Raw genomic sequence first — 23920 nt, forward strand, 5'->3', positions numbered from 1 at the left:
GCCGCCGCCCCAGCCGCCGCCACGACCACCGGAGCCACCGCTTGAATTGGTGTTGATCGTCATGCCCAGCCATTCATAGCGACCGGGGCCGATCTTGCGTCCAAAAATCGGGGCAAGCACGGCGAAGCCGAAACCGCCGAAGAAGATCAGGCACCAGAAGGCGATGAAGATGACGGCGACCCAGTCCACATCGTCTGCGCTGGTTTGCGCATTGCGCTTGGCGCGGGCTTCAAGTTCGGCTGCATCGCCGGAGAGAACGGAGAGAATGCCATCGACGCCCTGCACGATGCCGCCGCTATAATCGCCGGTGCGGAAGGCGGGAATGATGGTGCCATTGATGATAACGCTCGAAAGCGCATCGGTCATCGTGCCTTCAAGCCCGTAGCCGACCTCAATGCGTACCTTGCGGTCGTTCGGCGCGACAACGAGCAGGATGCCGTTGTTCTCCTGCTTCTGGCCAAGAGCCCAGATGCGGAACAGGCGGTTTGAATAGGATTCGATGTCCTCGCCATTGAGGCTCGGCACCGTCACCACCACAACCTGATCGGACGACTTGGCTTCGAAATCTGCCAGTTTCTGGGTCAACTGCTGACGCTCTGCCGGATCGATGATGCCCGCATTGTCGACCACGCGACCGGTGAGCGCGGGTGTTTGCTTTGCGGTATCCTGCGCATAGGCAACCGAGGTCGGTTGCAGCGTCAGGACAGCGGAAAACAGCAAAACGATGCATGCAAACAGGTATCGCGACCAGTGAAGGCCGCGATGATCACGCGAAAATGCTGTGCCCGCCGCCACGGAAGCGACCGTCAGTTAAACTTGACTTGCGGTGCTGCCTGGCTGCCAGCATCAGCGCTGAAGGTCTGCATCGGCTGGGCGTCGCGATACCAGATCCAGGTCCAGATCATGGTAGGCATGGTCCGCAACGTGGTGTTGTAGACGCGGACGGCCTCAATATAGTCGCGGCGTGCCACGGCGATGCGGTTTTCCGTACCTTCGAGCTGCGATTGCAGCGCGAGGAAGTTCTGGTTGGCCTTGAGGTCCGGATAACGCTCGACCACCACCATCAGGCGCGACAGCGCGCTGGTGAGATTGGCCTGATTGTCCTGGAACTGCTTGAAGAGTTCAGGATTGTTGAGGGTTTCCGGCGTGATCTGCACTTGCGTCGCCTTGGCGCGCGCATCGATCACCGCTTGCAGCGTATCCTTTTCATGAGAGGCATAACCCTTCACGGTCTCGACCAGATTGGGCACCAGATCGGCGCGGCGCTGGTACTGGTTCTGCACCTCGCTCCAGGCGGCCTTGGCCTTTTCCTCATTGGTCGGGATCGTGTTGAAACCGCATGCAGAAAGCAGCGGAACAAGAACGGCGAGACCAAGAGCGATGAGAATACGGCGGAAAGAAAAAGAAGAGGCAACCGTCGCAGCCGACATGGGTTTCTCCTGAAAAAGGACGCTTTTCCAAACGCCCGAATAGGGATGTCGTAGCCCGAATATTCGCAATCACGCAAATGCGAGCCGTCAAATCAATAAGATAGCGTAATTTCGCGCCTCGTCCAGTCCGTTTGATGAGGGTGAGCCGTGTGTTTCTACTCTATGTTGACTTAGTCAACAATTTGGATATTGATAGAGTCAACATAGGGGAGGCGCCGCGCCATGGCATATGCAGCAATGACGGAACCGACAAATCAAGCTGACATCGGCGCATTGCGCGCCTTTAATCGCGTCTATACGCGTCGTCTCGGCCTGCTGAACGCACATCTCGACAAAAGCCCGTTCACCTTGACCGAGGCGCGTATTCTTTACGAAATCGCAAACCGCACCGCGCCGACTGCTGCGGACATCATGCGGGCGCTAGGGCTTGATCGCGGCCAGCTGAGCAGGACATTGAAGCGCTTCACCGAGCGCGGACTGATCGAGACGGAGCCGCATCCGGAAGGCGGTCGAAGCCGCCCCATTCTGCTGACTGAGGTGGGACGCAAGACGTTTAGCGCTCTGGAGCGCAATACCTGTGATGCCGTGGGCGAACTTCTCGATGGTTTAGAATCCGACCGCCGCCGCGATCTGCTGACGGCAACCGGCGCGATCATGCGCGTTTTCGACGAAGGTCAAACCGGGCCAGTGCTCTTGCGTGATCTCAAGGCTGGTGATCTCGGCTGGATCATCCATCGCCAGGCCGTTCTCTATACGAGCGAATATGGCTGGAACAACGATTACGAAGCGCTTGTCGCCCGCATTCTTGCCGATTTCAAGCAGGCTTTCGATCCTGCCCATGATGCAGCATGGGTGGCGGAAATCGACGGTCGCATCGTGGGATCGGTCTTTCTGGTCAAGGGCGACCAGCCCAAGCTTGGCAAGCTGCGGCTGCTCTATGTCGAACCGGATGCGCGGGGCGCTGGCGTGGGAGCAAAACTCGTCAACGCCTGCATCGAGCGTGCGCGGGCTGTTGGCGATGAGTGTCTCACGCTCTGGACGAATAGTGTTCTGACGGCTGCGCGGCGTCTTTATGAGCGCGCCGGATTCAAGCTTGTCGATGAAGCACCACATCATTCCTTCGGTGCCGATTTGATCGGTCAGACATGGGAATTGGATCTCACGGCGGCTCTTCCCGGACAAATGAGGGCCAGCGCATAAAAGAAAAGCGGCGGATTGCTCCGCCGCTTTCTCAAAACGCAAATTGCGCGAAAGATTATTCGCTAGCAGCAGCTTCTTCAGCCGGAGCAGCTGCAGCAGCAGCGGCTTCTGCAGCCTTGGCAGCAGCTTCTTCTTCAGCCTGCTTGGCCAGAGCCAGACGCTCCTGAGCCTTCTTGCCTGGCTCACCCTTGGTCGGGTTGCTGCGGGCCGGACGCTTGGCAATACCAGCCTGGTCGAGGAAGCGCAGAACGCGATCGGTCGGCTGTGCGCCCTGAGCGATCCAATGCTGGATGCGGTCGGCGTCGAGCTTTACGCGTTCAGCGTCCTTGGCCAGCATCGGGTTCCATGCGCCAACGGTTTCGATGAAACGGCCGTCACGCGGGCTGCGGACGTCGGCAACGACGACATGGTAATAAGGACGCTTCTTGGAGCCAGCGCGGGCGAGACGAATCTTGAGAGACATTTTTTCTTCCTTTAGACAAATAAGTTCTGCCCATCCGGGCAATGGATCGAGCCGTTACCGGCTATTCATTTTCCGCTGTGGTTGGCAGCGGCATGCTCATGGTGCCGAATGACTTCCTTCACAATGAAGTTCAGGAATTTTTCGGCGAAATCGGGGTCGAGATGGGCATCGACAGCCAGAGCGCGCAAACGCTCGACCTGACGCTTTTCGCGAGCCGGGTCAGCCGGGGCGAGGCCCCGTTCGGCCTTCAGCACACCCACTGCCTTTGTGCAGCGGAAGCGTTCAGCCAGCATATGGATCAATGCCGCATCGATATTGTCGATGGAGGCACGCAGGGACAGAAGTTCGGCGGGTACAGTGTTCTGTTCGTCGCTCATGATGCTCACTTCTTCTTCGGCAGACCTGGAAGGCCGCCACCGAGACCAGGAAGCTTGGGGCCGCCCAAACCAGGGAGACCGCCGCCCGAAAGCCCAGGTAAGCCGCCGCCTTTCGTCAGACCGGCGGCTTCCGCCTGCTTGGCAAGCGCTTCAAGCTGCTTCGGGTCCATCTTCGACAGATCCGGCATGCCGCCGAGGCCGCCCATGCCGCCACCAAGACCGCCAAGGCCCATCTTGCTGGCAAGACCGCCCATCATCTGCTTCATCATTCCGCCCTTGCCCTTGCCCATGACTTTCATCATGTCGGCCATCTGGCGATGCATCTTGAGAAGCTTGTTGATGTCGGCAGCGCTTGTGCCGGAGCCCTTGGCGATGCGCTGCTTGCGGCTGTGCTTCAGGAGGTCCGGATTGGCGCGCTCGGCCTTGGTCATGGAACCGATGATGGCGAGCTGGCGGTCGAACACCTTGTCGTCGAGACCGGCTGCGGCCACCTTGTCCTTCATGCCACCCATGCCGGGCATCATGCCCATGATGCCGCCCATGCCGCCGAGCTTCTTCATCTGGCCCAGCTGGTCGGCAAGATCATTGAGATCGAACTTGCCGGACTGCATCTTCTTGGCCATCGCCGCGGCTTTTTCCGCGTCGATGTTTTCAGCAGCCTTTTCGACGAGCGAAACAATGTCGCCCATGCCGAGAATACGGTCGGCGATACGCTTGGGATAGAATTCCTCAAGCGCATCCATCTTTTCGCCGGTGGCGATCAGCTTGATCGGCTTGCCGGTGATGGCGCGCATCGAAAGGGCTGCGCCGCCGCGACCGTCACCGTCCATCCGGGTCAGAACGATACCGGTAATGCCGACGCGTTCATCAAAATTGCGCGCCAGATTGACAGCGTCCTGACCGGTCAGGCTGTCGGCAACGAGCAGAATTTCATGCGGATTGGCGGCCTTGCGGATATCCGCCATTTCCACCATCAGCGGCTCGTCAATATGCGTGCGACCGGCGGTGTCGAGAATGACGACATCATGCGCGCCAAGCTTGGCGGCCTGCACGGCGCGTCTGGCGATCTCAACCGGCGACTGACCGGCGATGATCGGCAGCGTGTCAACACCGGTCTGGATGCCGAGCTGGCGAAGCTGCTCCTGCGCGGCCGGGCGGCGCGTATCGAGCGACGCCATCAGCACTTTCTTGCGCTGGCGCTCGGTCAGGCGCTTGGCGATCTTGCCGGTGGTGGTCGTCTTACCCGAGCCCTGCAAGCCGACCATCATGATGACGACTGGCGCTGGCGCATTCAGATCGATGGAGACGCCTTCGGTGCCGAGCATTTCGATAAGCTCGTCATGGACGATCTTGACGACCATCTGGCCCGGCTTGATGCTTTTCAGGATTTCGGCGCCGACAGCCTTCTCACGAACGCGGTCGGTAAAGGAGCGAACCACTTCCAGCGAAACGTCGGCTTCGATGAGCGCACGACGCACTTCGCGCAGCGCTGCCGTCACGTCGCTTTCCGAGAGAGCGCCGCGTCCGGTGAGGCCGTTCAGGATGGAGCCAAGACGCTCCTGAAGTGATTCAAACATCGCGTTTCCTTATATCCGGGAGTAGGCGGAAGGCTTATCCGGGATAGATCGTCCCGCGTGTCTGCCAGTTCAAGAAGCCCCAAAGCAATACAGCACCCGAGGGCGCATCGCGCTGTCGGATGTGGACCTCCGGGATCGTTTTATACCATAAAGGGTCCCGGTCGGTGGCTCGCGTTCTGAAGATCGCGGATAGATTGAGGGGTGAATTACGGGCCGAAGCGCGGAATGTCAAGCAAAACTCGGTCGTTTTGCCGTTCTTTCACCCGATTTAGCGCATATCCGCCGATGACATTCCAGTGTGGGAATGGCAAATTCCCGCATAAGGCGAATCAATTTCGCCAAACAGTTCACAGCAGATCACTTCACAAGGAGAAAAGAATGGCGTTGACTGCCAAGGGCCGGATTTGGGCGGCGACAGTTCTTGCAGCAGGCATGTTTGCCGGTGCAGGTGCGGCACAGGCCGCGCAATGCGGCAACAATGCTGCCGGTTACAATGCGTGGCTGCAGCAGACCCTGAAGGAAGCGCCATCGCGCGGCATTGGCAAGGCGGGCATCAGCGCGCTGGCCAACACCAAATATGCGCAGGCCACCATCAATGCCGACCGCAATCAGAAGAGCTTCAAACTCTCCTTCGAAGACTTCATGAAGAAGCGCGGCGCGGATACGATCATCAAGCGCGGCAAGGCCATGAAAGCGCAGAACGCGGCTCTCTTCGCCAATATCGAAAAGCGTTATGGCGTACCTGCCGGTCCGCTGATCGCGATCTGGGGTATGGAAACCGGGTTCGGCAGCTATTTGGGCAAGCAGAACACGATTTCGGCTGTCGCAACGTTGGCCTATGACTGCCGCCGTACGGAATATTTCACCGGTCAGCTTTATGCTGCTCTCAAGCTTGTCGATCAGGGCGATCTCAGCCCGCAGGCCGTTGGCGCGATGCATGGCGAAATCGGTCAGACCCAGTTCATGCCGGCAAACGTCCTGAAATATGGCGTCAGCGGCTCTGGCGGCGCTCATTTCGACCTGAAGAACAAGGCGGACGCTCTTCACTCGACCGCCAATTTCCTGGTCGGTCACGGCTGGAGCCGTGGTGCAGGCTACCAGCCAGGCGAGCCGAATTACGGCGCGATCCAGGGCTGGAATGCAGCGCAGGTTTACCAGCGCGCCATTGCGGTCATGGGCAAAGCTATCGACGGAAACTAAAAGGCATACGGAGCGCAACTGAAACGCTCTGCATGTTCTGGAATCAAAAAAAGCCCCGGTCAAACCGGGGCTTTTTATCGCTGTCTGGCGAGAATTACAAAATAGGCTCGCCAACTTCGGGGCGTTTGAAGTCGCCCGTCTGGTGATCCATCACCCAAAGCTCCCCGGTCGAAATATCGAACCATGCGCCATGCAGGCTGAGCCGGCCCTTCTTCTCCAGAATATCGACGCAGGGGAAGGTGCGCAGATTATTGATGGAGTAGCGGATTGAGATGCGCTCCAGTGCCGTCTGGCGTTCAGTCGGCGTCATCAGGCTGTTGCCGCTGACGGCCTCAGCCGCAGGCGCGATGAGGCTCATCCACTTGCCGATGAAATCGCCGGGCGACAGCGGTGCGCTTTCCGTATCGAGTGCTGCCTTGATGCCGCCACAGCGACCGTGACCCATGACCACGATGTGCTTCACCTTGAGGCTTTGCACCGCAAATTCCAGCGCAGCCGATGCCGCATGGAACTCGCCGTCAGGCTCGTAGGGGGGTATGAGATTGGCAACATTGCGCAGGACGAAGATTTCGCCGGGCGCAGAGTTGAAGATTGTTTCGGGAGCAGCACGGGAATCGCAGCAGGCAATAACCAGAGTTTCCGGTGATTGTCCTTTTTCCGCCAGTTCGCGATAGCGCGCGGTTTCCCGTGCGAAATGCTCCGTCATGAAGGTTTTGTAACCCGATAGGAGTGTGTCCGGAAGATCAGCCATGACGTTCCAATATCCTTATCGAAATCCGAGATCAATCAAAATGATCGTGCCACGGAAGGGCCGTTGACGGGTCAGGCGCGCAATCCCTTGGTTGGGTGCACAAGGCGGCGCGTCTGCACCATGGCCATCGGCGTGGCGAGACTGGAGGCGTCGGCTTCCAGCATCAGTTCGTCGGCACCGCGTTTCGCCGATCGCGCCATGATCTCGAAGACGGCGGCAGTGGTGCTCTGCAGGGTCTTTTCTTCCGACTGTCCGGAAAGGCGGCGTGCGAGAAACACAGCTGAGGTGAGATCGCCAAGACCGTTGGTGGGACCATCCACGCGGCGATGCTCGGCCATCAGCGCCATGGTCGGCGTCAGCAATATATTGCCAATGCTCCCTGCCATCAGGGGAAAGGCGGAGGTGACCAACATGGTGGCCGGGCCGGCGTCCAATGCGGCTTCCATCAGCGATTTGTTGTCTTCAAGCGGCACGCCCGTCAGCCAGGACAGTTCGAACCGGTTGGGTGTGGCGATATCGGCAAGCGGCATCAGCTTGTCGCGAATGCCGAGGGCGGTTGTCTCCGGCACATAGAGGCCTTTTTCGTCACCAATCACCGGATCGCAGAGATAGATGGCGTTCGGGTTGCGCGCCTTGACGCCCTTAACCAGCTCGGCGACGGCTGCCGCCTGTTCCGGGTGGCCGAGATAGCCAGTCAGGATTGCGCCGACTTCACCGAGCCACGGTGCGCGCTGAAGGTCCTGCATCAGACGCAAAAACTCTTCCGGCGGCGGCACGATGCGCCCGGTGGGACCATGGCCGGGGTGCCACGGCAGGACAACCGTCGGCACGGCCCAGACGGGAAATCCCAGTGTTTCCAATGCGAAGACCGCGGCCCGATTGCCAACCGAACCGCGTACGACATGGCTTGAAATGACAATAACGGTTGTCGCGTCCGAAGGCGCAGAAAGCGTCATGGTAGACCTAGCTTTGCATGAGATAAAAGACGAGCCAGACGATGATCGCCAGCGTGATGAGAAGGCCAAGCGTCCGTCCGATGCGGGTGGCCCATAATTCGATACGGTCGTTTTCCGGCCCGTCGACGGCTGCAAGATGTGTGGCGGTGCGGGCAAAACCGCGACGGACGAGACCTTCGGTCCCGGTCTGCTCGCGTTCCAGCCGGTCCAGAATGCGGCGCGCTTCTTCCTGGCGCTCGCGTCCCGGACCGCCGGCGTCCTCGCCTATGCCAGCCTGCTGGCGCTCACCCATGATCTGCCTGCCTCGCCGAATTGACTCACACACGAAACCCGGCATAGCATCATGCTTGCAACGTGGTTCTGCAAGCGGAATAGTTGCATTCTATGAGAGCTTTACGACGAGCTTACCGAAATTGCCGCCATCGAGCATCGAAATGAAGGCCTGCGGCGCGTTTTCGAGCCCTTCCACGATGTCTTCTCGATAGCGGATTTGGCCGTCAGCGATCCATTTCGCCATGTCGTGATAAAATGCCGGGCGCTGATCGGCGAAGTCGCGCTGGATGAAACCGCGAATGGTCAGGCTCTTGGAGAGGATATCGCGCATCGCGAGCGGCAGGCGGTCGGGACCGTCGAATGGGCCGCTCTGGTTATATTGTGCGATGAGCCCGCAAACCGGCACACGCGCAAACTGGTTAAGAAGCGGAAACACAGCCTCGAAGACCTTGCCGCCGACGTTTTCGAAGTAGACGTCGATGCCATCCGGGCAGGCACTTGCCAGTTCCTGGGCGAAGTTCGGGCTGCGATGGTCGACGGCAATGTCGAAACCGAATTCGTCAATCAACGCCTTGCATTTGTCCGCGCCGCCCGCAATACCAACGGCTCGCGCGCCTTTCAGCTTGGCGATCTGTCCAACGGCAGACCCCACGGGGCCAGTGGCTGCGGCGACGACGACGGTTTCGCCTTCCTTGGGCTGACCAATGGTCAAAAGGCCGGAATAGGCGGTGAAGCCCGGCATGCCGAGAACGCCAAGCGCTGTGGTCAGCGGCGCCTGCTTTGGATCAAGCTTGCGCAAGGTAGACGCATCGGCCACCGCATAGCTTTGCCAGCCGGAATGAGACAAGACGAAGTCGCCGGGCACGAAACCCGCACTGCGGCTTTCCACCACTTCGCCCACCGTTCCGCCTTCCATGACGGCACCGATCTCCACCGGCGCGGCATAGGATTTGGCGGCGCTCATGCGACCGCGCATATAGGGGTCGAGCGAAAGATAGCGCAGCTTGAGAAGCACTTCGCCTTCCCCAGCCCTCGGAACTCCCGCTTCTTCCAGCCGGAAGTTTTCCGCCGTGGGGCGACCGTCTGGACGCGATGCAAGCACGATGCGCTGGTTGATCTTTTCGCCCATGGGATGAACTCCGCTCGTGAAAATTGTTCGCAGATAGTAACGGTTTTGGTTCGATCCGGTTCCAAGCCTCAAGCTTGACTGGAACCGATCTAGACGTAGCTTCCCAGCGCCACACGGCTGAATTGCCAGTTAACTTCCGGCAGTTCGGAGGCTGGGAACGACAGCACGATCTGCTTGGATGTGACAGGCCCGCGGAAACCGGCGAAGAAGATCGTGTCTTCGAGCTGAGGCGCGACTTCGAAACAGGAGAAAACCCAGGTGTCGTCCCGGTCAGCAGACAGGACGATCAGGCCATTTTCATCATAGGAAATATCGACCGTGGGGTGCAGGTGGAACCGCACCGAAATATTGTCGCGTCCGTTGGATTTCAGCGGTCGCCCGTCGCCCCGATAGAAGCGGTCGGCCCCTTGAATGACACTGCCATTGTGCGAGAGCACCAGGCGGCGCTCGTGATAAATGCCGAACAGGCGCGCATAGCCGTCATGGCTCGCCACAAAACCCTGTCGGCCCATTTCCTCGATGCGGTCGCGCTGCACACGCGTGGGCCCCGCAATGATCGGCGTGCCGATCATGTTGGAAAGGCCAGCATTGAGGCTGAACCGGCACGACGAGGTGTCGTTGATGGTCGCTGTCGAATGGGCGGCGGTCGAACGTCCCAATGGACGAAATTCCGGTGGGCCGAAACGGTCTATGCCGGAATTGACGATATAACGCTGGCGACCGGAGGACATTTCAAAGGCGAGGCAGCCCGCATGGGCGTCCCGCGAAGCGGTAACAGGCGGGGGCAGGCCCGTATCGGCGATGATGGTCGTCGATCCCATGGAAAGACGTTCATAGCCGGAATAGGGCGCGTGCGTCAGCGGCGAACCGGCGGTTTCGTCATGACGCAGCACCGAGATAATGCGTTCCGGCATGGTCGGGCCGACACCATTGAAGAGCGCGAGGCTGCCATCCTGATGCCGGAAGAAGCGCAATGCAGGCAGCATGCGCTCAACCGCTTCGATGAGGGCTTTCGGCGGCGCTTCCGTGCCATTGGCATAGGTCTGGCGCAGCGGCAGAAGATCGGCCAGCAGTTCCAGTACCGTCACCGGATTGCGCGAAATATGCCCGCCATCGGGCAAAATCTGGCGCTTCAGCTCATATTCGAGATTGCGCCGGGCCGCACGCGCAGTTGGAGGCGAAACTGGCAATGCAAGCGCCGCGAAAGCCAGCGCGATGCGTGCGCGCAGCCGCTCTTCGCCGTCGTCCATCGCACCTGCCACGGTGCGCAGATAGCGGACCTGCATGGCAAGCGAGCGCATGAACTTGCGATAAGCGGGCATTTCTGCGCCGGAGAGGATCAGGTTGGAATGCTGCAACCAGGCGATGATGCGCTGCGCCGTCACTTCCGGCGCCCAGGCGAGACCGCCGATGCGCTTGCCGAACATGCGCATCCAGTCATCGACCAGCGCCCGCGCATTGGCCGTCGCCAGTTCGCTATTTGCGCTTTTCAGATGGCGAAGCCAACCGAAGCTTTGCAGCGCTGCTTCCCATTCGGGGGTCGGCGGCTCGACGGCAAAAGGCGAAAGCCCGCCGGTTTCGACGAGACGGCCTGCAAGTGCAAAGCGCCCGTGATAGAATTCCTGTGCCAGCTGCGGGTCGGCAACGCGCAGATCGGGCGGTGCAATCAGGATACGGTCGGGCGTAAAGCCGGTGAAGCGCCAGCTGTAAAGCGGCCCCATACGCAGGCGGCGGCTAAACTTGCGCCACGCCTGTGCAACGGCCAGTCCCCAAAGGTGAGGGGTTTCGCTCAGCGCGACTGCCACCCGGTCTTTCTCCGTATCGTTTGTCATTGTGTTCACGCATTATCCAACGCAAAACCGCTTCGCACTTTTGCTGGAAATGCTCTAGCCTTTTTAGGTCGGACTTAAATTCCGGCCTTTCTTTACAATTCTATAGAATGATGAATCGAGCGTTAACCATAACGGGTATCGCACCCCGTTATGATATTTTTTACGATTTGGTTTGGCTTATGCGCGCCGCTTGAAGCGTGCTGCGAAAAAACCGTCCATGCCCGCCATATGCGGATCGCCGTCGAAACGCTCCGGCGGCAGGTCAGCTGGCGTGGAGCGCAGATAGCCTTCGCTCGTGATCAGCCCTTCGAGGCCGGGACAATCATCAAGGGTGATCGGGTAGGGCTCAAGCAGCGGATTTTCCGCCGCCTTGCGAGCCATTTCCTCACCTTCAAGTGGATGCAACGAGCAATTGGAAAAGACGATCACGCCGCCCGGCTTTACCAGCGTTGCGGCATGGGCCAGCAGCTTGCCCTGAAGGTCGGCGAGCTTGGTGATATCTTGCGGTGTCTTGGTCCACGGGACGTCGGGATGACGACGCACCGTGCCGGTGGAAGAGCAGGGCGCATCAAGAAGAACAGCGTCGAAACGCTCTTCCGGCGCGAAATCCATCAGATTGGTCGCAACGGTCTTTGCCTCGTAACCAAGGCGTTCCAGATTGCCGCGCAGACGCTTCAGCCGGTTTTCGGACAGATCGAGCGCGGTGACATCCGCGCCCTGCTGAACCAGCTGGGCCGTCTTGCCGCCTGGTGCCGCGCAAAGATCAGCGACGCGTTTGCCTTTGATATCGCCCATCAGGCGCGCAGGCAGGCTTGCTGCCACATCCTGCACCCACCAGTCCCCCTCGGCAAAGCCGGGAAGATCGGTCAGTGCGCCTTCAACGGTCTGCACGCGAACGGAACCGTTCGGCAATGCAATGCCGCCAAGTTTCTCTGCCCAGACCTTCGGATCGCCCTTCACGGTGAAGTCGATCGGCGGCTCATAGGCATGCATGGCGAAGATGGCTGCGCCTTTTTCCGCGCCGTACGCGTCGACAATGCTCTTCGAGAACCATTCAGGCACATTGCCTTCCGGCAGCGACGTGTGTGCGAGCGCGCGCTCCTTGTTGCGCGACAGACGACGCAGTAGCGCATTGACCAGACCGGCATATTTCCGATTGCGCGGATCGGCATTGGCGGCTTCCACCGCCAGATCCACCGCCGAATGATCGGGGAGATTGAGATAGAAAATCTGTGCCACAGCGACGTGCAGCAAATGCTTCAGCGCGACGGCATTTTCCGGCAAGGGGCGATCCAGACGCTTGGAAATGGCCCGCTCGATAGCGCCGCGATTGCGCAGGCTTGCGCCCAGAATGGCGCGCACCAGCGCGCGGTCGCGTGGTTCCAGCGCCAGATATTGCGGGTGGCCATGGCTGTTGTCGGTGAGCCCGTCGAGCGAGGTGTTCTTTTCGATCACAGCGCCGAGCAGGCGCGCCGCACATTGGCGTGCGGCCAAGCCGGGGCGATCCACTGCGTTCTGTATTAACGGCTTGTTGTTTCCGCGCTTTGGCGCGGGTTTCTTATCGTTCACGCTGTTCTGCTTTTATGAGATGATTTTCAGGACCATGGGCCCCGATAGCCGGAACCGCCATTGTTGTTATCGCCTGCATTACCACTTCTTTGGCCCCAAGGACCACTGTTTTGTGAAGTGGCGGCAGCGCGGGGTGCCATTGCGCCTGAGTGGATACCCATTTCTCCGGCCAGCTGTTCAAGCGCTGCGATGCGATTATCGGTGTCTGGATGGGTCGAGAAAAGATTGTCGGCACCGCGTCCGCTCAGTGGATTGATGATGAACATATGGGCGGTTGCCGGGTTGTGTTCGGCCTCCTCGTTCGGGATAACCTTGGCGCTGCGCGCGATCTTGTTGAGCGCCGAAGAGAGCCACAGCGGATTGCCACAGATTTCCGCGCCGCGTTTGTCGGCAGCGTATTCGCGGGTACGGCTGACGGCCATCTGAACGATCATGGCGGCAAAGGGCGCGACGATCATCGCCAGAATGGTTCCAATGACGCCGATGACACCATTGCCGTTTTCACGATTGCCGCCGAGGAAAAAAGCGAAGTTGCCGAGCATCGAAATAGCACCGGCGAGCGTCGCCACGATGGTCATGGTGAGCGTATCGCGGTTTTGCACATGCGCCAGCTCATGCGCCATCACGCCTGCGACTTCTTCCGGCGTCAGGCGCTGGAGAAGACCCGTTGTAGCGGCGACGGCTGCATTTTCGGGGTTGCGGCCGGTGGCAAAAGCATTGGGCTGGTCTTCGTGGATGATGAACACCTTCGGCATGGGCAAACCGGCATTGGCGGCAAGCCCGCTCACCATGCGGTAATAATCCGGGGCTGTGCGCTCATCCACCTGCTGCGCATTGTACATGCGCAGCACCATCTTGTCGGAGTTCCAATAGCCGAACAGGTTCATGCCGACAGCAAACACCAGCGCGATCATCATGCCGCCGCCGCCGCCCAGCAAATAACCAATGCTCATGAACATGACTGTCATGAGAGCAATCAGCATGGCAGTTTTCGTCATATTCATGCGTCGTGGTCTCCAATTCAGCGAGAGTTTATCTCAAACAGGGTTTTGCGTCCCTACTATTCCTGCCTATATGATGGGTATCAAAAGCCTGCGCTTCAATAATAGGACTTCAGCGGATGACCGAAAAACGCAACGAAACCGACATTGACGAGAACGCTGCGCCGCGCAAGTTTGACGATCTGCCTCCAGCTGCCCAGCGGGCGCTTAAGGAAGCGGAAGAACGCCGCGCCGCCGAAAAGGAAGCCAAGGCACCCCGCGAAATCGGTGGGCGCGGCGGCAAAGACCCTGCGCGCTTCGGGGACTGGGAGATCAAGGGTAGAACCATCGATTTCTAAGCGTGGGATATTTCCGCTCCTGCGGCCTGCAAATCGCGTTCTTCTGCGCTTCCGGTGCTCATGTACCCTTAAGTACATTCCGCTCCGGTTCTCGAAGACCACGATTTTCTCCATGCAGGACCGAAAATCTCACCAAGCTTTGGCGGTAGCGTGACAAGCTAACAATCAACGAAAAGGCCGGGAAAATCCCGGCCTTTCTGTTTTACTTCTTGTTCTGGCGATTTTCGATCAGATCGTCCACGACGCCCGGATCGGCCAGCGTCGAGGTGTCGCCCAAGGCGCCGAAATCGTCCTCTGCGATCTTGCGCAGGATACGGCGCATGATCTTGCCCGAACGCGTCTTCGGCAGGCCGGGCGCGAACTGGATCTTGTCCGGCGTCGCGATGGGTCCGATTTCCTTGCGCACATGTTGGGTCAGCTCCTTGCGCAGCTCATCGGCGTCCTGCGTTTCAGCGCCGGTCATCAGGGTGACGTAGCAATAAATGCCCTGTCCCTTAATCGGGTGCGGATAGCCGACAACGGCGGCTTCTGAAACCGAATGATGCGAGACGAGCGCCGATTCGATTTCCGCCGTGCCGAGGCGGTGGCCGGAAATATTCAGCACGTCATCGACGCGGCCGGTGATCCAGTAATAGCCGTCCTCATCGCGGCGGCAGCCGTCACCAGTGAAATACTTGCCCTTATAGGTGGAGAAGTAAGCCTCGATGAAGCGCTTGTGATCGCCGTAAAGCGTGCGCATCTGGCCGGGCCAGCTGTCGGTGATGCAGAGATTGCCGTCGGTCGCGCCGTCGACAACATTGCCCTCATTATCCACGAGCTCAGGCTTGACGCCGAAGAATGGGCGCGTGGCGGAGCCGGGCTTGAGATCGGTCGCGCCGGGCAGTGGCGTGATCAGAATGCCGCCGGTTTCCGTCTGCCACCAGGTATCGACGATGGGCGATTTTTCATCGCCGACCACGTGATAATACCATTCCCAGGCTTCCGGATTGATCGGCTCGCCGACCGAGCCGAGCAGGCGCAGCGATGAGCGCGAAGAACGCGTGACGAATTCGTCGCCAGCACCCATCAGCGCGCGGATCGCCGTTGGTGCGGTATAGAAAATGTTGACATGGTGCTTGTCGATAACTTCCCAGAACCGGCCCTGATCGGGGAAATTCGGCACACCTTCAAACATCAGCGTCGTGGCGCCATTGGCCAGCGGGCCATAGACGATATAGGAATGGCCCGTGACCCAACCCACATCCGCCGTGCACCAATAGGTGTCGCCGTCGTGATAGTCGAAGACATATTGGTGGGTCATCGATGCATAGACGAGATAGCCGCCGGTGGTATGCAGCACGCCCTTCGGCTTGCCGGTGGAGCCGGACGTGTACAGGATGAACAGCGGATCTTCCGCATTCATCGGTTCCGGTTCGCAATGCGGTTCGACGCTGGCGACTTCCTGATGATACCAGAGATCGCGGCCACGGCCCCAACTGACCTTGCCGCCGGTGCGGCGCACGACCAGCACCTTGTTGACCATGACATATTGCTTGGCGGCAATATCGATGGCGGTGTCGGTGTTTTCCTTCAGCGGAACCGGCTTGCCACCACGCACGCCTTCGTCGGCGGTGATGACGAAAGTGGATTCACAATCGACGATACGACCGGCCAGCGCTTCCGGCGAGAAGCCTGCGAAAACCACGGAATGCACCGCGCCGATGCGCGCGCAGGCGAGCATGGCATAGGCGGCTTCCGGGATCATCGGCAGATAGATCGTAACGCGGTCGCCCTTCTTGACGCCGTGCTTCTTGAGCACATTCGCCATGCGGCAAACGTTTTCATAGAGCTCGCGATAGGTGATCTTCTTGTCGATATAGGGGTTGTCGCCTTCCCAGATGATGGCGACCTTGTCGCCACGGCTTTTCAGGTGGCGGTCGATGCAATTGTAGGAGACGTTGGTGACGCCGTCCTCATACCACTTGATGGATACGTCGCCGTTGAAATCGGTGTTCTTGACCTTGGTGAAAGGCTTGAACCAGTCGATGCGGCGACCATGCTTGGCCCAGAAGCCATCCGGATCGCTCACGCTTTCCTTGTACCATTCGAGGTAGGTCTCATTGTCAATGAGCGTGTTCTTCTTTGCCTCCGGCAGTACGGGGTAAAGCTTTTCCGACATCATTTCCTCCAAGTTTCACCAACGTCCTCTCGCCGGTGCGTGGTTTGTAACCACTGTTGGGTCTTATCTAGCTTCCTGAGCTCAGAAGGTAAATTAGACGATTGGCGCGTCTGTCGTCCACAATGACGCAGGCTAAATATTTGAATTGGCAGCACTCGTAGCTATTTGTTGCTAACATATTGTTTTTACACTTTAAAAACCATTTTGCGCGATTATCTCAAATCCAGGAGCCGAAAATTTGGCTCTTCACAAAAAGGGGAAATCGCCATGACGACGTCCGCTTTTCACGCGAAATCGGCCTTCGAACTGCAACTCGCCGGTTATGGTCTGACAACGGCAAAACTATTCTATCACATGCCGGATCACCCGCATCTGCTGCAGCTGTTTGTCTGGCAGGAATATGACGTCGCGCCGGAATTTCCGGTGCTGCATCATTTTATCGAGTTCTGGAAACGGGAGATCGACGGGCCGCTGCATTCGGTGACCTATACGCATTGCCGCCTGCTCGGCCCATCGGACTGGAAAAATGTGCAGGGCGAGATCGTTCTGCACTAGGCTGGAGAGGTATAGGAGCGTCCGCCAAAAATCGCCGAGCCGACACGAACCGAGGTTGCGCCGAAGCCGATGGCGGTTTCATAATCGCCCGACATGCCCATGGAGAGTTTTTCCACGCCAGCTTCGCGGGCAAGCTTTTCCAGCAAGGCGAAATGCGGTCCGGGATTTTCATCGGCAGGCGGGATGCACATCAGCCCTTCGATGTTAAGGCCGTATTCGTTGCGGCAGCGTGCGACAAAGGCGACAGCCTCCTTCGGCGCGATACCAGCCTTCTGCTTTTCCAAACCCGTATTGACCTGCACGTAGAGTCTCGGGCTCATGCCCTGCTTCTTGATTTCGTCGGCAAGGGCGGCTGCGATCTTTTCGCGGTCGACGGTTTCGATGACGTCGAACAGGGCGACGGCATCGGCGGCCTTGTTCGATTGCAGCGGGCCGATCAGATGCAGTTCGATACCGGAATAATCGACGCGCAGTTCAGGCCATTTGGCTTGCGCTTCCTGGACGCGGTTTTCGCCAAAGACGCGCTGTCCGGCATCGAGCGCCGGGCGGATCGCATCCGCGTCGAAGGTTTTCGACACGGCGACGAGCGTGACCGAACCTTTGTTGCGATGCGCTTCCTTTTCGGCATTGGCGATTGCGGCCTTGACCGTGTTCAGGTTCGTGACGATATCTGACATGAAACTCTCGCTTTCAGGCTTTTCATCCGCAAAAGGTTGACGCTTTCGCCAATACGTGGTGAAGGTCGCCATTAAATATCGACTCTCCTTATTGCATCACTTTCGTACGAGTAAATACGGACATGGCAGCCGAACGTTATAATCCGCGCGTGGCGGAAGCTCACTGGCAGAAAGTCTGGGAAGAAAACCGGACTTTCGAAACGGACAACAGCGATCCGCGCGAGAAGTATTATGTGCTTGAGATGTTCCCCTATCCATCGGGGCGCATCCATATGGGCCATGTGCGCAACTATGCGATGGGCGATGTCGTTGCCCGCTACAAGCGCGCCAAGGGGTTCAACGTCCTTCATCCGATGGGCTGGGACGCTTTCGGCATGCCTGCGGAAAATGCGGCGATGCAGAACAAGGTGCATCCGAAGGAATGGACCTACCAGAACATCGACACGATGAAGCGCCAGCTCAAGTCCATGGGCCTGTCGCTCGACTGGTCGCGCGAATTCGCGACCTGCGATGTGGAATATTACCATCGCCAGCAGATGCTGTTCATCGATCTGTTCGAAAAAGGTCTGGTGACGCGCAAGACATCCAAGGTCAACTGGGATCCGGTCGACAATACCGTGCTCGCCAATGAGCAGGTGGTGGACGGTCGCGGCTGGCGCTCGGGCGCGCTGGTCGAACAGCGCGAACTGACGCAGTGGTTCTTCAAGATCACCGATTTCAGCGAGGAATTGCTGGCCGGTCTCGATACGCTCGACCAGTGGCCGGAAAAAGTGCGCCTGATGCAGCGCAACTGGATCGGCAAGTCGGAAGGTTTGCAGGTGCGTTTCGCACTCGACGGCAAGACGGCGCCGGAAGGCTTCTCGGAAGTCGAAGTCTATACGACGCGTCCAGACACGCTGTTCGGTGCCGCTTTTGTCGCGATTTCCGCCGATCATCCGCTGGCCAAGAAGCTTGCAGAAAACAATGCGTCGCTCACCGGCTTTATCGAAGAATGCCACCAGCATGGCACCTCACTTGCAGCGCTTGAAACCGCTGAAAAGAAGGGCTTCGATACTGGCGTCAAGGTCAAGCACCCCTTCGACGAGAACTGGGAGCTGCCGGTCTATGTCGCCAATTTCGTGCTGATGGAATATGGCACGGGCGCTGTGTTCGGCTGTCCCGCGCATGACCAGCGCGATCTGGATTTCGCCAATAAATATGCGCTGAAGGTAACGCCGGTCGTTCTGCCGAAGGGCGAGGACGCTGCGACTTTTGCCATCACCGACACGGCCTATACCGATGACGGCGTGATGATCAATTCGCGTTTCCTTGACGGTCTGACGCCGGAAGCAGCCTTCAACGAGGTTGCAAACCGTCTGGAACAGTTCACGCTCGGCAATCAGCCGCAGGCGGCCCGCAAGGTGCAGTTCCGTCTGCGCGACTGGGGCATTTCGCGCCAGCGCTATTGGGGCTGCCCGATCCCGATGATCCATTGCGAAAGCTGTGGCGTCAATCCGGTGCCGCGCGCTGACTTGCCCGTCAAATTGCCGGATGATGTCGAGTTCGACCGTCCGGGCAATCCGCTGGACCGTCACGCCACATGGCGGCATGTTAAGTGCCCGAAATGCGGCGGCGAAGCCCGTCGCGAAACGGACACGATGGATACGTTCGTCGATTCGTCCTGGTATTATGCGCGCTTCACGGCCCCTTGGGAAAACGAGCCGACGGATCGTGCCATTGCTGATCGCTGGCTGCCGGTCGACCAGTATATCGGCGGTGTCGAACACGCGATCCTGCATCTGCTTTATTCGCGCTTCTTCACTCGCGCCATGAAGGCCACAGGCCATGTCGGTCTGGATGAGCCTTTCAAGGGCCTGTTCACCCAGGGAATGGTCGTGCACGAAACCTACAGGGTCGATGGCCAGTGGGTTGCGCCTGCCGATATCCGCATCGAGGACATTGACGGCAAACGCATAGCGACCATGCTGGATAGCGGCGCGCCGGTCGAAATCGGTTCCATCGAAAAGATGTCGAAATCGAAGAAAAATGTCGTCGATCCCGACGATATCATTTCTTCGTATGGCGCCGATACTGCGCGCTGGTTCATGCTGTCCGATTCGCCGCCCGAGCGTGACGTGATCTGGACGGAAGCGGGTGCCGAAGGCGCGCATCGTTTTGTGCAGCGCGTCTGGCGTCTGGTGTCGGAAGCGGCCGAGCAACTGAAGACTGTAGCGCCCCAGACCGGTTCGCAGGGCGAAGCGCTTGCCGTATCGAAAGCCGCGCATAAGGCGGTTAAGGCGGTTGGCGACGATATTGAAAAGCTCGCTTTCAATCGCGGCGTCGCACGGCTTTACGAGCTGGTGAATACGCTTGCCGGACCCTTGCAGCTTGTCGCTTCGGGCAAGGCCGATGACGAGCTGAAGGGTGCTGTTCGTGACGCCACGGAAAAGCTCATTCAGATGCTCGCGCCGATGATGCCGCATTTGGCCGAACAGTGCCTGACGGAATTGGGCGGCAAGATTGCCGGACAGGAAACGCTGGTCGCCCGCGCGCCATGGCCGGTATTCGATGCTGCATTGGTGGTGGAAAACGAGATCGTCATGCCGGTGCAGATCAACGGCAAGAAGCGCGGGGATTTGACAATCGCCCGCGACGCTGATCAAGCTAGCATCCAGCAGGCGGTGCTCGACCTTGACTTCGTCAAGGCTGCGCTCAACGGGGGCTCGCCGAAGAAAATTATCGTGGTGCCGCAAAGGATCGTCAATGTCGTTGCCTGATCGTTTCCTCTCCGCAATCAAGACTTTCCGCGTCGCTTTTGTGGCTGTGGGAGCTGCGGTTCTTCTGGCTGCTTGCACGGTGCAGCCGCTCTATTCGTCGGGCGGCGGCGCAGGCGGTTCGATCGGCGGCAGTGTGACGCCGGATATGCGCACCAAGCTTGCTTCCGTGTCTGTCGATCCGGCTGGCGATGTCTATGGCCAGCAGGTTCGCAATCGCCTGATCTTCCTGCTCGGTGGCGGTGCCGGCGAGCCAGCCAATCCGATGTATCATTTGAGCCTCGGCCTCAGCACGAGCACGATTTCCGCCGTGAGCGTGGATATCGGCGATCAGACCGACCGCACGGGCCGTCCATCGGCTGGTATCGTCAAGGCAACGTCGAATTTCGTGCTGCGTGACAAGGACGGAAAGCCGCTTGCCACGGGGACGCGCACGACGGGCGCTTCCTTTGATCGTCCGCGTCAGGAATTCGCAAACCTGCGGGCAGAACGCGATGCGCGCAAGCGTGCTGCGGAAGAGCTGGCCGAACAGGTTTTCCTCGCATTGGCGCAGAAGCTGTCGAAGCTCTGATCGTTTCTTTGATCTGAAATCACAACAGCGGTGCTTTCGGGCGCCGCTTTTTTGTTGTGTTTCGAACCGGCAAAGAAAAGGCGGGCCATGAGCCCGCCTTTCATCTGTCCTGCATGGCCGCTGATTAAGCGATCTTCTGACCGGTCTTCGCCCAATCGGCGAGGAAGGTTTCGAGGCCCTTGTCGGTCAGCGGATGTTTGACGAGCGCCTTGAGCGTTGCCGCAGGCGCGGTCACGACATCGGCGCCGATCAGCGCTGCTTCCTTGACGTGATTAACGGTGCGAACCGAAGCGGCAAGAATTTCGGTGCGGAAATCGTAATTGTCATAGATCGTGCGGATTTCAGCAATCAGTTCCATGCCGTTGATGCCCATATCGTCGAGACGACCGATGAACGGCGAAATGAAGGTCGCGCCAGCCTTGGCTGCAAGAAGCGCCTGATTGGCCGAGAAGCAGAGCGTCATGTTGACCTTGTGGCCATCGGAAGACAGAGCCTTACAGGCCTTAAGTCCGTCTAGGGTCACGGGCAGCTTGATGCAGATATTGTCTGCAATCTTGGAGATGACGGCGGCTTCCTTCATCATCTGCTCATATTCGGTCGCGGCGACTTCTGCAGAAACCGGGCCCTTGACGAAGGAGCAGATTTCCTTGGTGACCTCAATGATGTCACGACCCGACTTCAGAATGAGGGATGGGTTGGTGGTCACGCCATCGACCAGTCCAAGGTCGTTCAGTTCGCGGATTTCCTTGACGTCCGCAGTGTCCACGAAAAACTTCATAACAGCGTTCCTCCATAATGAGCGCGGGTGGTTTTTGGGAGCTAAATCCGTTTAAGTCCCGGAAGGTGGCTTTTCTTTAGCGCAAAGCCGCGCCAAGGTCACGCGATCATGTCGAAAGATTCGCACGATATTGCTAACCCCGTTCCAGGCCTCTTTCCGAGCCTCGCGCCGCGCGTGGTTCCGGTGCTGGTGCCTATGCCAGCAGAACGGCCTTATTCTTATATGGTCCCGGAGGGCATGAACGTCCAGCCCGGGTCGATCGTGCGCGTCCCGCTTGGACCGCGCGAAGTTGCGGGTATCGTCTGCGAAGGCGAGACCGATGCGGTCGATGCCAAAAAATTGCGGGCGATTTCTGAAGTTTTCGATTGTCCGCCCGTGGATAGCGAGATGCTCCGCTTCATGCGCTGGGCCGCGGACTACACGCTGTCGCCGCCCGGCATGGTGGCGCGCATGGTCCTGCGCGTGCCCGCAGCTTTTGATCCTGAGCCGTCGGTTCCGGGCTTGCGCTATTGCGGCGGCGAGCCGGAACGCATGACCGACGCCCGCGCCCGGGTGATGGAGCTTGCCCGCGACGGGCTTGCCTGGACGCGATCCGGTCTCGCCCATGCGGCGGGCGTTTCGACAACGGTTGTAGAGGGATTGAAGGCGCAGGGCATCTTCGAGGAAGTGATGCTGCCACCGCCCGCGGTAGTGGCCAAGCCGGATACGGATTATTCCCGCGCGACGCTTTCAGAGGACCAGCAGGCCGCAGCCGAAATGCTTTCTGATTCCGTCGCGGCGGACTGCTTTTCCGTGTCGCTTCTCGATGGCGTCACCGGCTCCGGCAAGACCGAAGTCTATTTCGAAGCCGTCGCCAAAGCGCTCGATCAGGGCAAGCAAGTGCTCATCCTTCTGCCGGAAATCGCCCTGACACAGCAGTTTCTCGACCGGTTCCATGACAGGTTCGGGGCGAAGCCTGCCGAATGGCATTCCGACCTCGCGCCGCGCACGCGAGAGCGCGTCTGGCGTCAGGTTACGGAAGGCACGGTGCGCGTGGTTGCAGGTGCCCGTTCGGCGCTGTTTCTGCCCTTCAAGGAACTGGGCCTGATCGTCGTCGACGAGGAACATGATCCGGCTTACAAACAGGAAGACCGGGTCTTCTACAATGCCCGCGATATGGCTGTCGTGCGCGGCCATATTGGCGGCTTTCCGGTGGTGCTTGCGTCCGCCACGCCATCCATCGAAAGTCAGGTCAATGCGGATCAGGGGCGTTACAAGCGAATCAAGCTTTACGGGCGCTATGCGGAAGCCGCACTTCCCGATCTGAAAACCATCGACATGCGGCGTTCGCCGCCGCCGCCGGGGCGCTTCCTTTCGCCTGCGCTTACCGAAGCCGTTGGCAAAACCGTCGCGCGCGGGGAGCAGGCGCTGCTGTTTCTCAACCGTCGCGGTTACGCGCCGCTGACTTTGTGTCGTGTCTGCGGTCACCGCTTTCAGTGTCCGCAATGTTCAAGCTGGCTGGTGGAGCATCGCTTTCGCGGCCAGTTGATGTGCCATCAATGCGGCTATCACGAGCCGACGCCCGATGCCTGCCCGGAATGCGGCACGCTGGATCATCTGGTCGCCTGTGGTCCCGGCGTGGAACGGATCGCGGAAGAAGTTGCCGCGACCTTCACCGACGCGCGAATCATAGTGCTTTCGTCTGACATGGTGGGGGGCGTGAAGCGGCTGCGTCTGGAACTCGACGCTATCGCGAAGGGTGAGGCGGATATCGTCATCGGCACGCAGCTTGTGGCCAAGGGGCACAATTTCCCCAATATGACGCTGGTGGGGGTGGTGGATGCCGATCTGGGGCTTGCCAATGGCGACCCGCGCGCCGCCGAACGCACCTTCCAGCTTCTCAATCAGGTGACGGGCCGTGCGGGGCGGACAGGCCGCAAGAGCCTCGGCCTGATCCAGACCTATCAGCCGGATCATCCGGTGATGCGCGCCATTGTCAGCGGCGATGCGGAAGCGTTCTATGCCCGCGAAATCGAGGAGCGGGAGCGTAACGCACTGCCGCCATTCGGGCGGCTGGCGGCGCTGATCATCTCTGCGGATAACCGCCCGGATGCGGAAAATCACGCACGCGCGCTTCGCCGTGCAGCTCCGTCTTCCTCGGAGATTTCCGTGCTCGGTCCAGCCGAAGCGCCGCTGGCGCTCGTGCGCGGAAGGCATCGTTTCCGAATCTTGATCCACGGGACAAAACGGGCGGATATTCAATCCTTTATCCGCGCTTTGCTCGCTGCTTCACCCAAGGAGCGAGGATCTATCCGCGTTCAAGTGGACATTGATCCCCAGAGTTTCTTGTGAC

The 23920-nt window shown here is 59.2% G+C and carries 22 protein-coding genes; 7 read left to right on the plus strand and 15 right to left on the minus strand.

Translation table 11 applies throughout. From position 1 onward, the window contains the following. Both JAU75_RS21940 and JAU75_RS21945 read right to left on the minus strand, forming a co-directional pair. Positions 1–738 (minus strand): YgcG family protein (locus tag JAU75_RS21940; protein WP_247880586.1); only part of this gene is annotated, 738 nt, incomplete at its 3' end. Positions 739–806: 68 nt separating this feature from the next. After that, entirely contained in the window at positions 807–1430 is a 624-nt protein-coding gene (locus tag JAU75_RS21945) for a LemA family protein (protein ID WP_199058620.1), read from the minus strand. 222 nt (positions 1431–1652) lie between these two features. Between JAU75_RS21945 and JAU75_RS21950 the strand changes: the two genes are divergently transcribed. Then, a complete protein-coding gene (locus JAU75_RS21950) occupies positions 1653–2630 on the plus strand; it encodes a GNAT family N-acetyltransferase (RefSeq protein WP_371836230.1) in 978 nt (325 codons plus the stop codon). Positions 2631–2685: 55 nt separating this feature from the next. Here JAU75_RS21950 and rpsP read toward each other — a convergent pair whose 3' ends face one another. The 3 genes from rpsP to ffh form a co-directional block, all read right to left on the minus strand. Beyond that, positions 2686–3093 (minus strand): 30S ribosomal protein S16, encoded by a 408-nt coding sequence (gene rpsP / locus JAU75_RS21955; RefSeq protein WP_151590216.1) that lies wholly within the window; start codon positions 3091–3093, stop codon positions 2686–2688. Positions 3094–3158: 65 nt separating this feature from the next. Beyond that, positions 3159–3470, minus strand: coding sequence for a chorismate mutase (locus tag JAU75_RS21960; RefSeq protein WP_199058621.1), 312 nt, complete (start codon positions 3468–3470; stop codon positions 3159–3161). A gap of 5 nt (positions 3471–3475) precedes the next feature. Continuing rightward, on the minus strand, positions 3476–5047 hold the full coding sequence (ffh, locus tag JAU75_RS21965) for a signal recognition particle protein (protein WP_199058622.1): 1572 nt from the start codon (positions 5045–5047) through the stop codon (positions 3476–3478). 378 nt (positions 5048–5425) lie between these two features. Between ffh and JAU75_RS21970 the strand changes: the two genes are divergently transcribed. Then, the gene (locus JAU75_RS21970) at positions 5426–6247 is read left to right on the plus strand and encodes a lytic murein transglycosylase (RefSeq protein WP_199058623.1); all 822 of its coding nucleotides are present in this window, start codon (positions 5426–5428) and stop codon (positions 6245–6247) included. 94 nt (positions 6248–6341) lie between these two features. Here the strand turns inward: JAU75_RS21970 and JAU75_RS21975 are convergent, their stop codons facing one another. From JAU75_RS21975 to htpX, 7 genes are all read right to left on the minus strand, one after another. Next, on the minus strand, positions 6342–6998 hold the full coding sequence (locus JAU75_RS21975) for a carbonic anhydrase (protein ID WP_199058624.1): 657 nt from the start codon (positions 6996–6998) through the stop codon (positions 6342–6344). Between the two features lie 71 nt (positions 6999–7069). Continuing rightward, the gene (gene pdxY / locus JAU75_RS21980; RefSeq protein ID WP_199058625.1) at positions 7070–7954 is read right to left on the minus strand and encodes a pyridoxal kinase PdxY; all 885 of its coding nucleotides are present in this window, start codon (positions 7952–7954) and stop codon (positions 7070–7072) included. 7 nt (positions 7955–7961) lie between these two features. After that, on the minus strand, positions 7962–8246 hold the full coding sequence (locus tag JAU75_RS21985; RefSeq protein ID WP_199058626.1) for a hypothetical protein: 285 nt from the start codon (positions 8244–8246) through the stop codon (positions 7962–7964). A 90-nt stretch (positions 8247–8336) separates the two neighbouring features. Next, complete coding sequence (locus JAU75_RS21990; RefSeq protein ID WP_199058627.1) at positions 8337–9356, minus strand: NADP-dependent oxidoreductase; 1020 nt, start codon at positions 9354–9356, stop codon at positions 8337–8339. 89 nt (positions 9357–9445) lie between these two features. Beyond that, positions 9446–11188, minus strand: a complete 1743-nt coding sequence (locus JAU75_RS21995) for a heparinase II/III family protein (RefSeq protein ID WP_199058663.1) — start codon at positions 11186–11188, stop codon at positions 9446–9448. 177 nt (positions 11189–11365) lie between these two features. After that, entirely contained in the window at positions 11366–12757 is a 1392-nt protein-coding gene (locus tag JAU75_RS22000; protein ID WP_199058628.1) for an RsmB/NOP family class I SAM-dependent RNA methyltransferase, read from the minus strand. Positions 12758–12783: 26 nt separating this feature from the next. Then, positions 12784–13761, minus strand: a complete 978-nt coding sequence (gene htpX, locus JAU75_RS22005) for a zinc metalloprotease HtpX (protein ID WP_199058629.1) — start codon at positions 13759–13761, stop codon at positions 12784–12786. A 116-nt stretch (positions 13762–13877) separates the two neighbouring features. On the opposite strand from htpX, the gene JAU75_RS22010 reads away from it, so the two are divergent. Continuing rightward, positions 13878–14096, plus strand: a complete 219-nt coding sequence (locus JAU75_RS22010; protein WP_199058630.1) for a DUF1674 domain-containing protein — start codon at positions 13878–13880, stop codon at positions 14094–14096. A gap of 202 nt (positions 14097–14298) precedes the next feature. On the opposite strand, the gene acs is transcribed toward JAU75_RS22010, so the two are convergent. Further along, entirely contained in the window at positions 14299–16254 is a 1956-nt protein-coding gene (gene acs, locus JAU75_RS22015) for an acetate--CoA ligase (RefSeq protein ID WP_199058631.1), read from the minus strand. 267 nt (positions 16255–16521) lie between these two features. On the opposite strand from acs, the gene JAU75_RS22020 reads away from it, so the two are divergent. After that, positions 16522–16809, plus strand: coding sequence for an usg protein (locus JAU75_RS22020; protein ID WP_121538641.1), 288 nt, complete (start codon positions 16522–16524; stop codon positions 16807–16809). Here the strand turns inward: JAU75_RS22020 and JAU75_RS22025 are convergent. After that, positions 16806–17486, minus strand: a complete 681-nt coding sequence (locus tag JAU75_RS22025) for a YggS family pyridoxal phosphate-dependent enzyme (RefSeq protein WP_199058632.1) — start codon at positions 17484–17486, stop codon at positions 16806–16808. The two genes, JAU75_RS22020 and JAU75_RS22025, sit on opposite strands and share 4 nt — an antisense overlap. A 122-nt stretch (positions 17487–17608) precedes the next feature. On the opposite strand from JAU75_RS22025, the gene leuS reads away from it, so the two are divergent. Beyond that, positions 17609–20242 carry a leucine--tRNA ligase gene (gene leuS, locus JAU75_RS22030; protein ID WP_199058633.1) on the plus strand — a complete coding sequence of 878 codons (2634 nt, stop codon included), beginning with the start codon at positions 17609–17611 and terminating at the stop codon, positions 20240–20242. Continuing rightward, positions 20229–20810 carry an LPS assembly lipoprotein LptE gene (gene lptE, locus JAU75_RS22035; RefSeq protein WP_199058634.1) on the plus strand — a complete coding sequence of 194 codons (582 nt, stop codon included), beginning with the start codon at positions 20229–20231 and terminating at the stop codon, positions 20808–20810. The genes leuS and lptE overlap by 14 nt, the downstream gene beginning before the upstream one ends. A 124-nt stretch (positions 20811–20934) precedes the next feature. On the opposite strand, the gene fsa is transcribed toward lptE, so the two are convergent. Beyond that, positions 20935–21588 carry a fructose-6-phosphate aldolase gene (fsa, locus tag JAU75_RS22040; RefSeq protein ID WP_199058635.1) on the minus strand — a complete coding sequence of 218 codons (654 nt, stop codon included), beginning with the start codon at positions 21586–21588 and terminating at the stop codon, positions 20935–20937. A gap of 108 nt (positions 21589–21696) precedes the next feature. Between fsa and JAU75_RS22045 the strand changes: the two genes are divergently transcribed. Then, positions 21697–23919, plus strand: coding sequence for a primosomal protein N' (locus JAU75_RS22045; protein ID WP_199058636.1), 2223 nt, complete (start codon positions 21697–21699; stop codon positions 23917–23919). Position 23920: the final 1 nt, after the last annotated feature.

Source organism: Ochrobactrum sp. Q0168 (assembly GCF_016427605.1).
Taxonomy (GTDB): Bacteria; Pseudomonadota; Alphaproteobacteria; order Rhizobiales; family Rhizobiaceae; genus Brucella.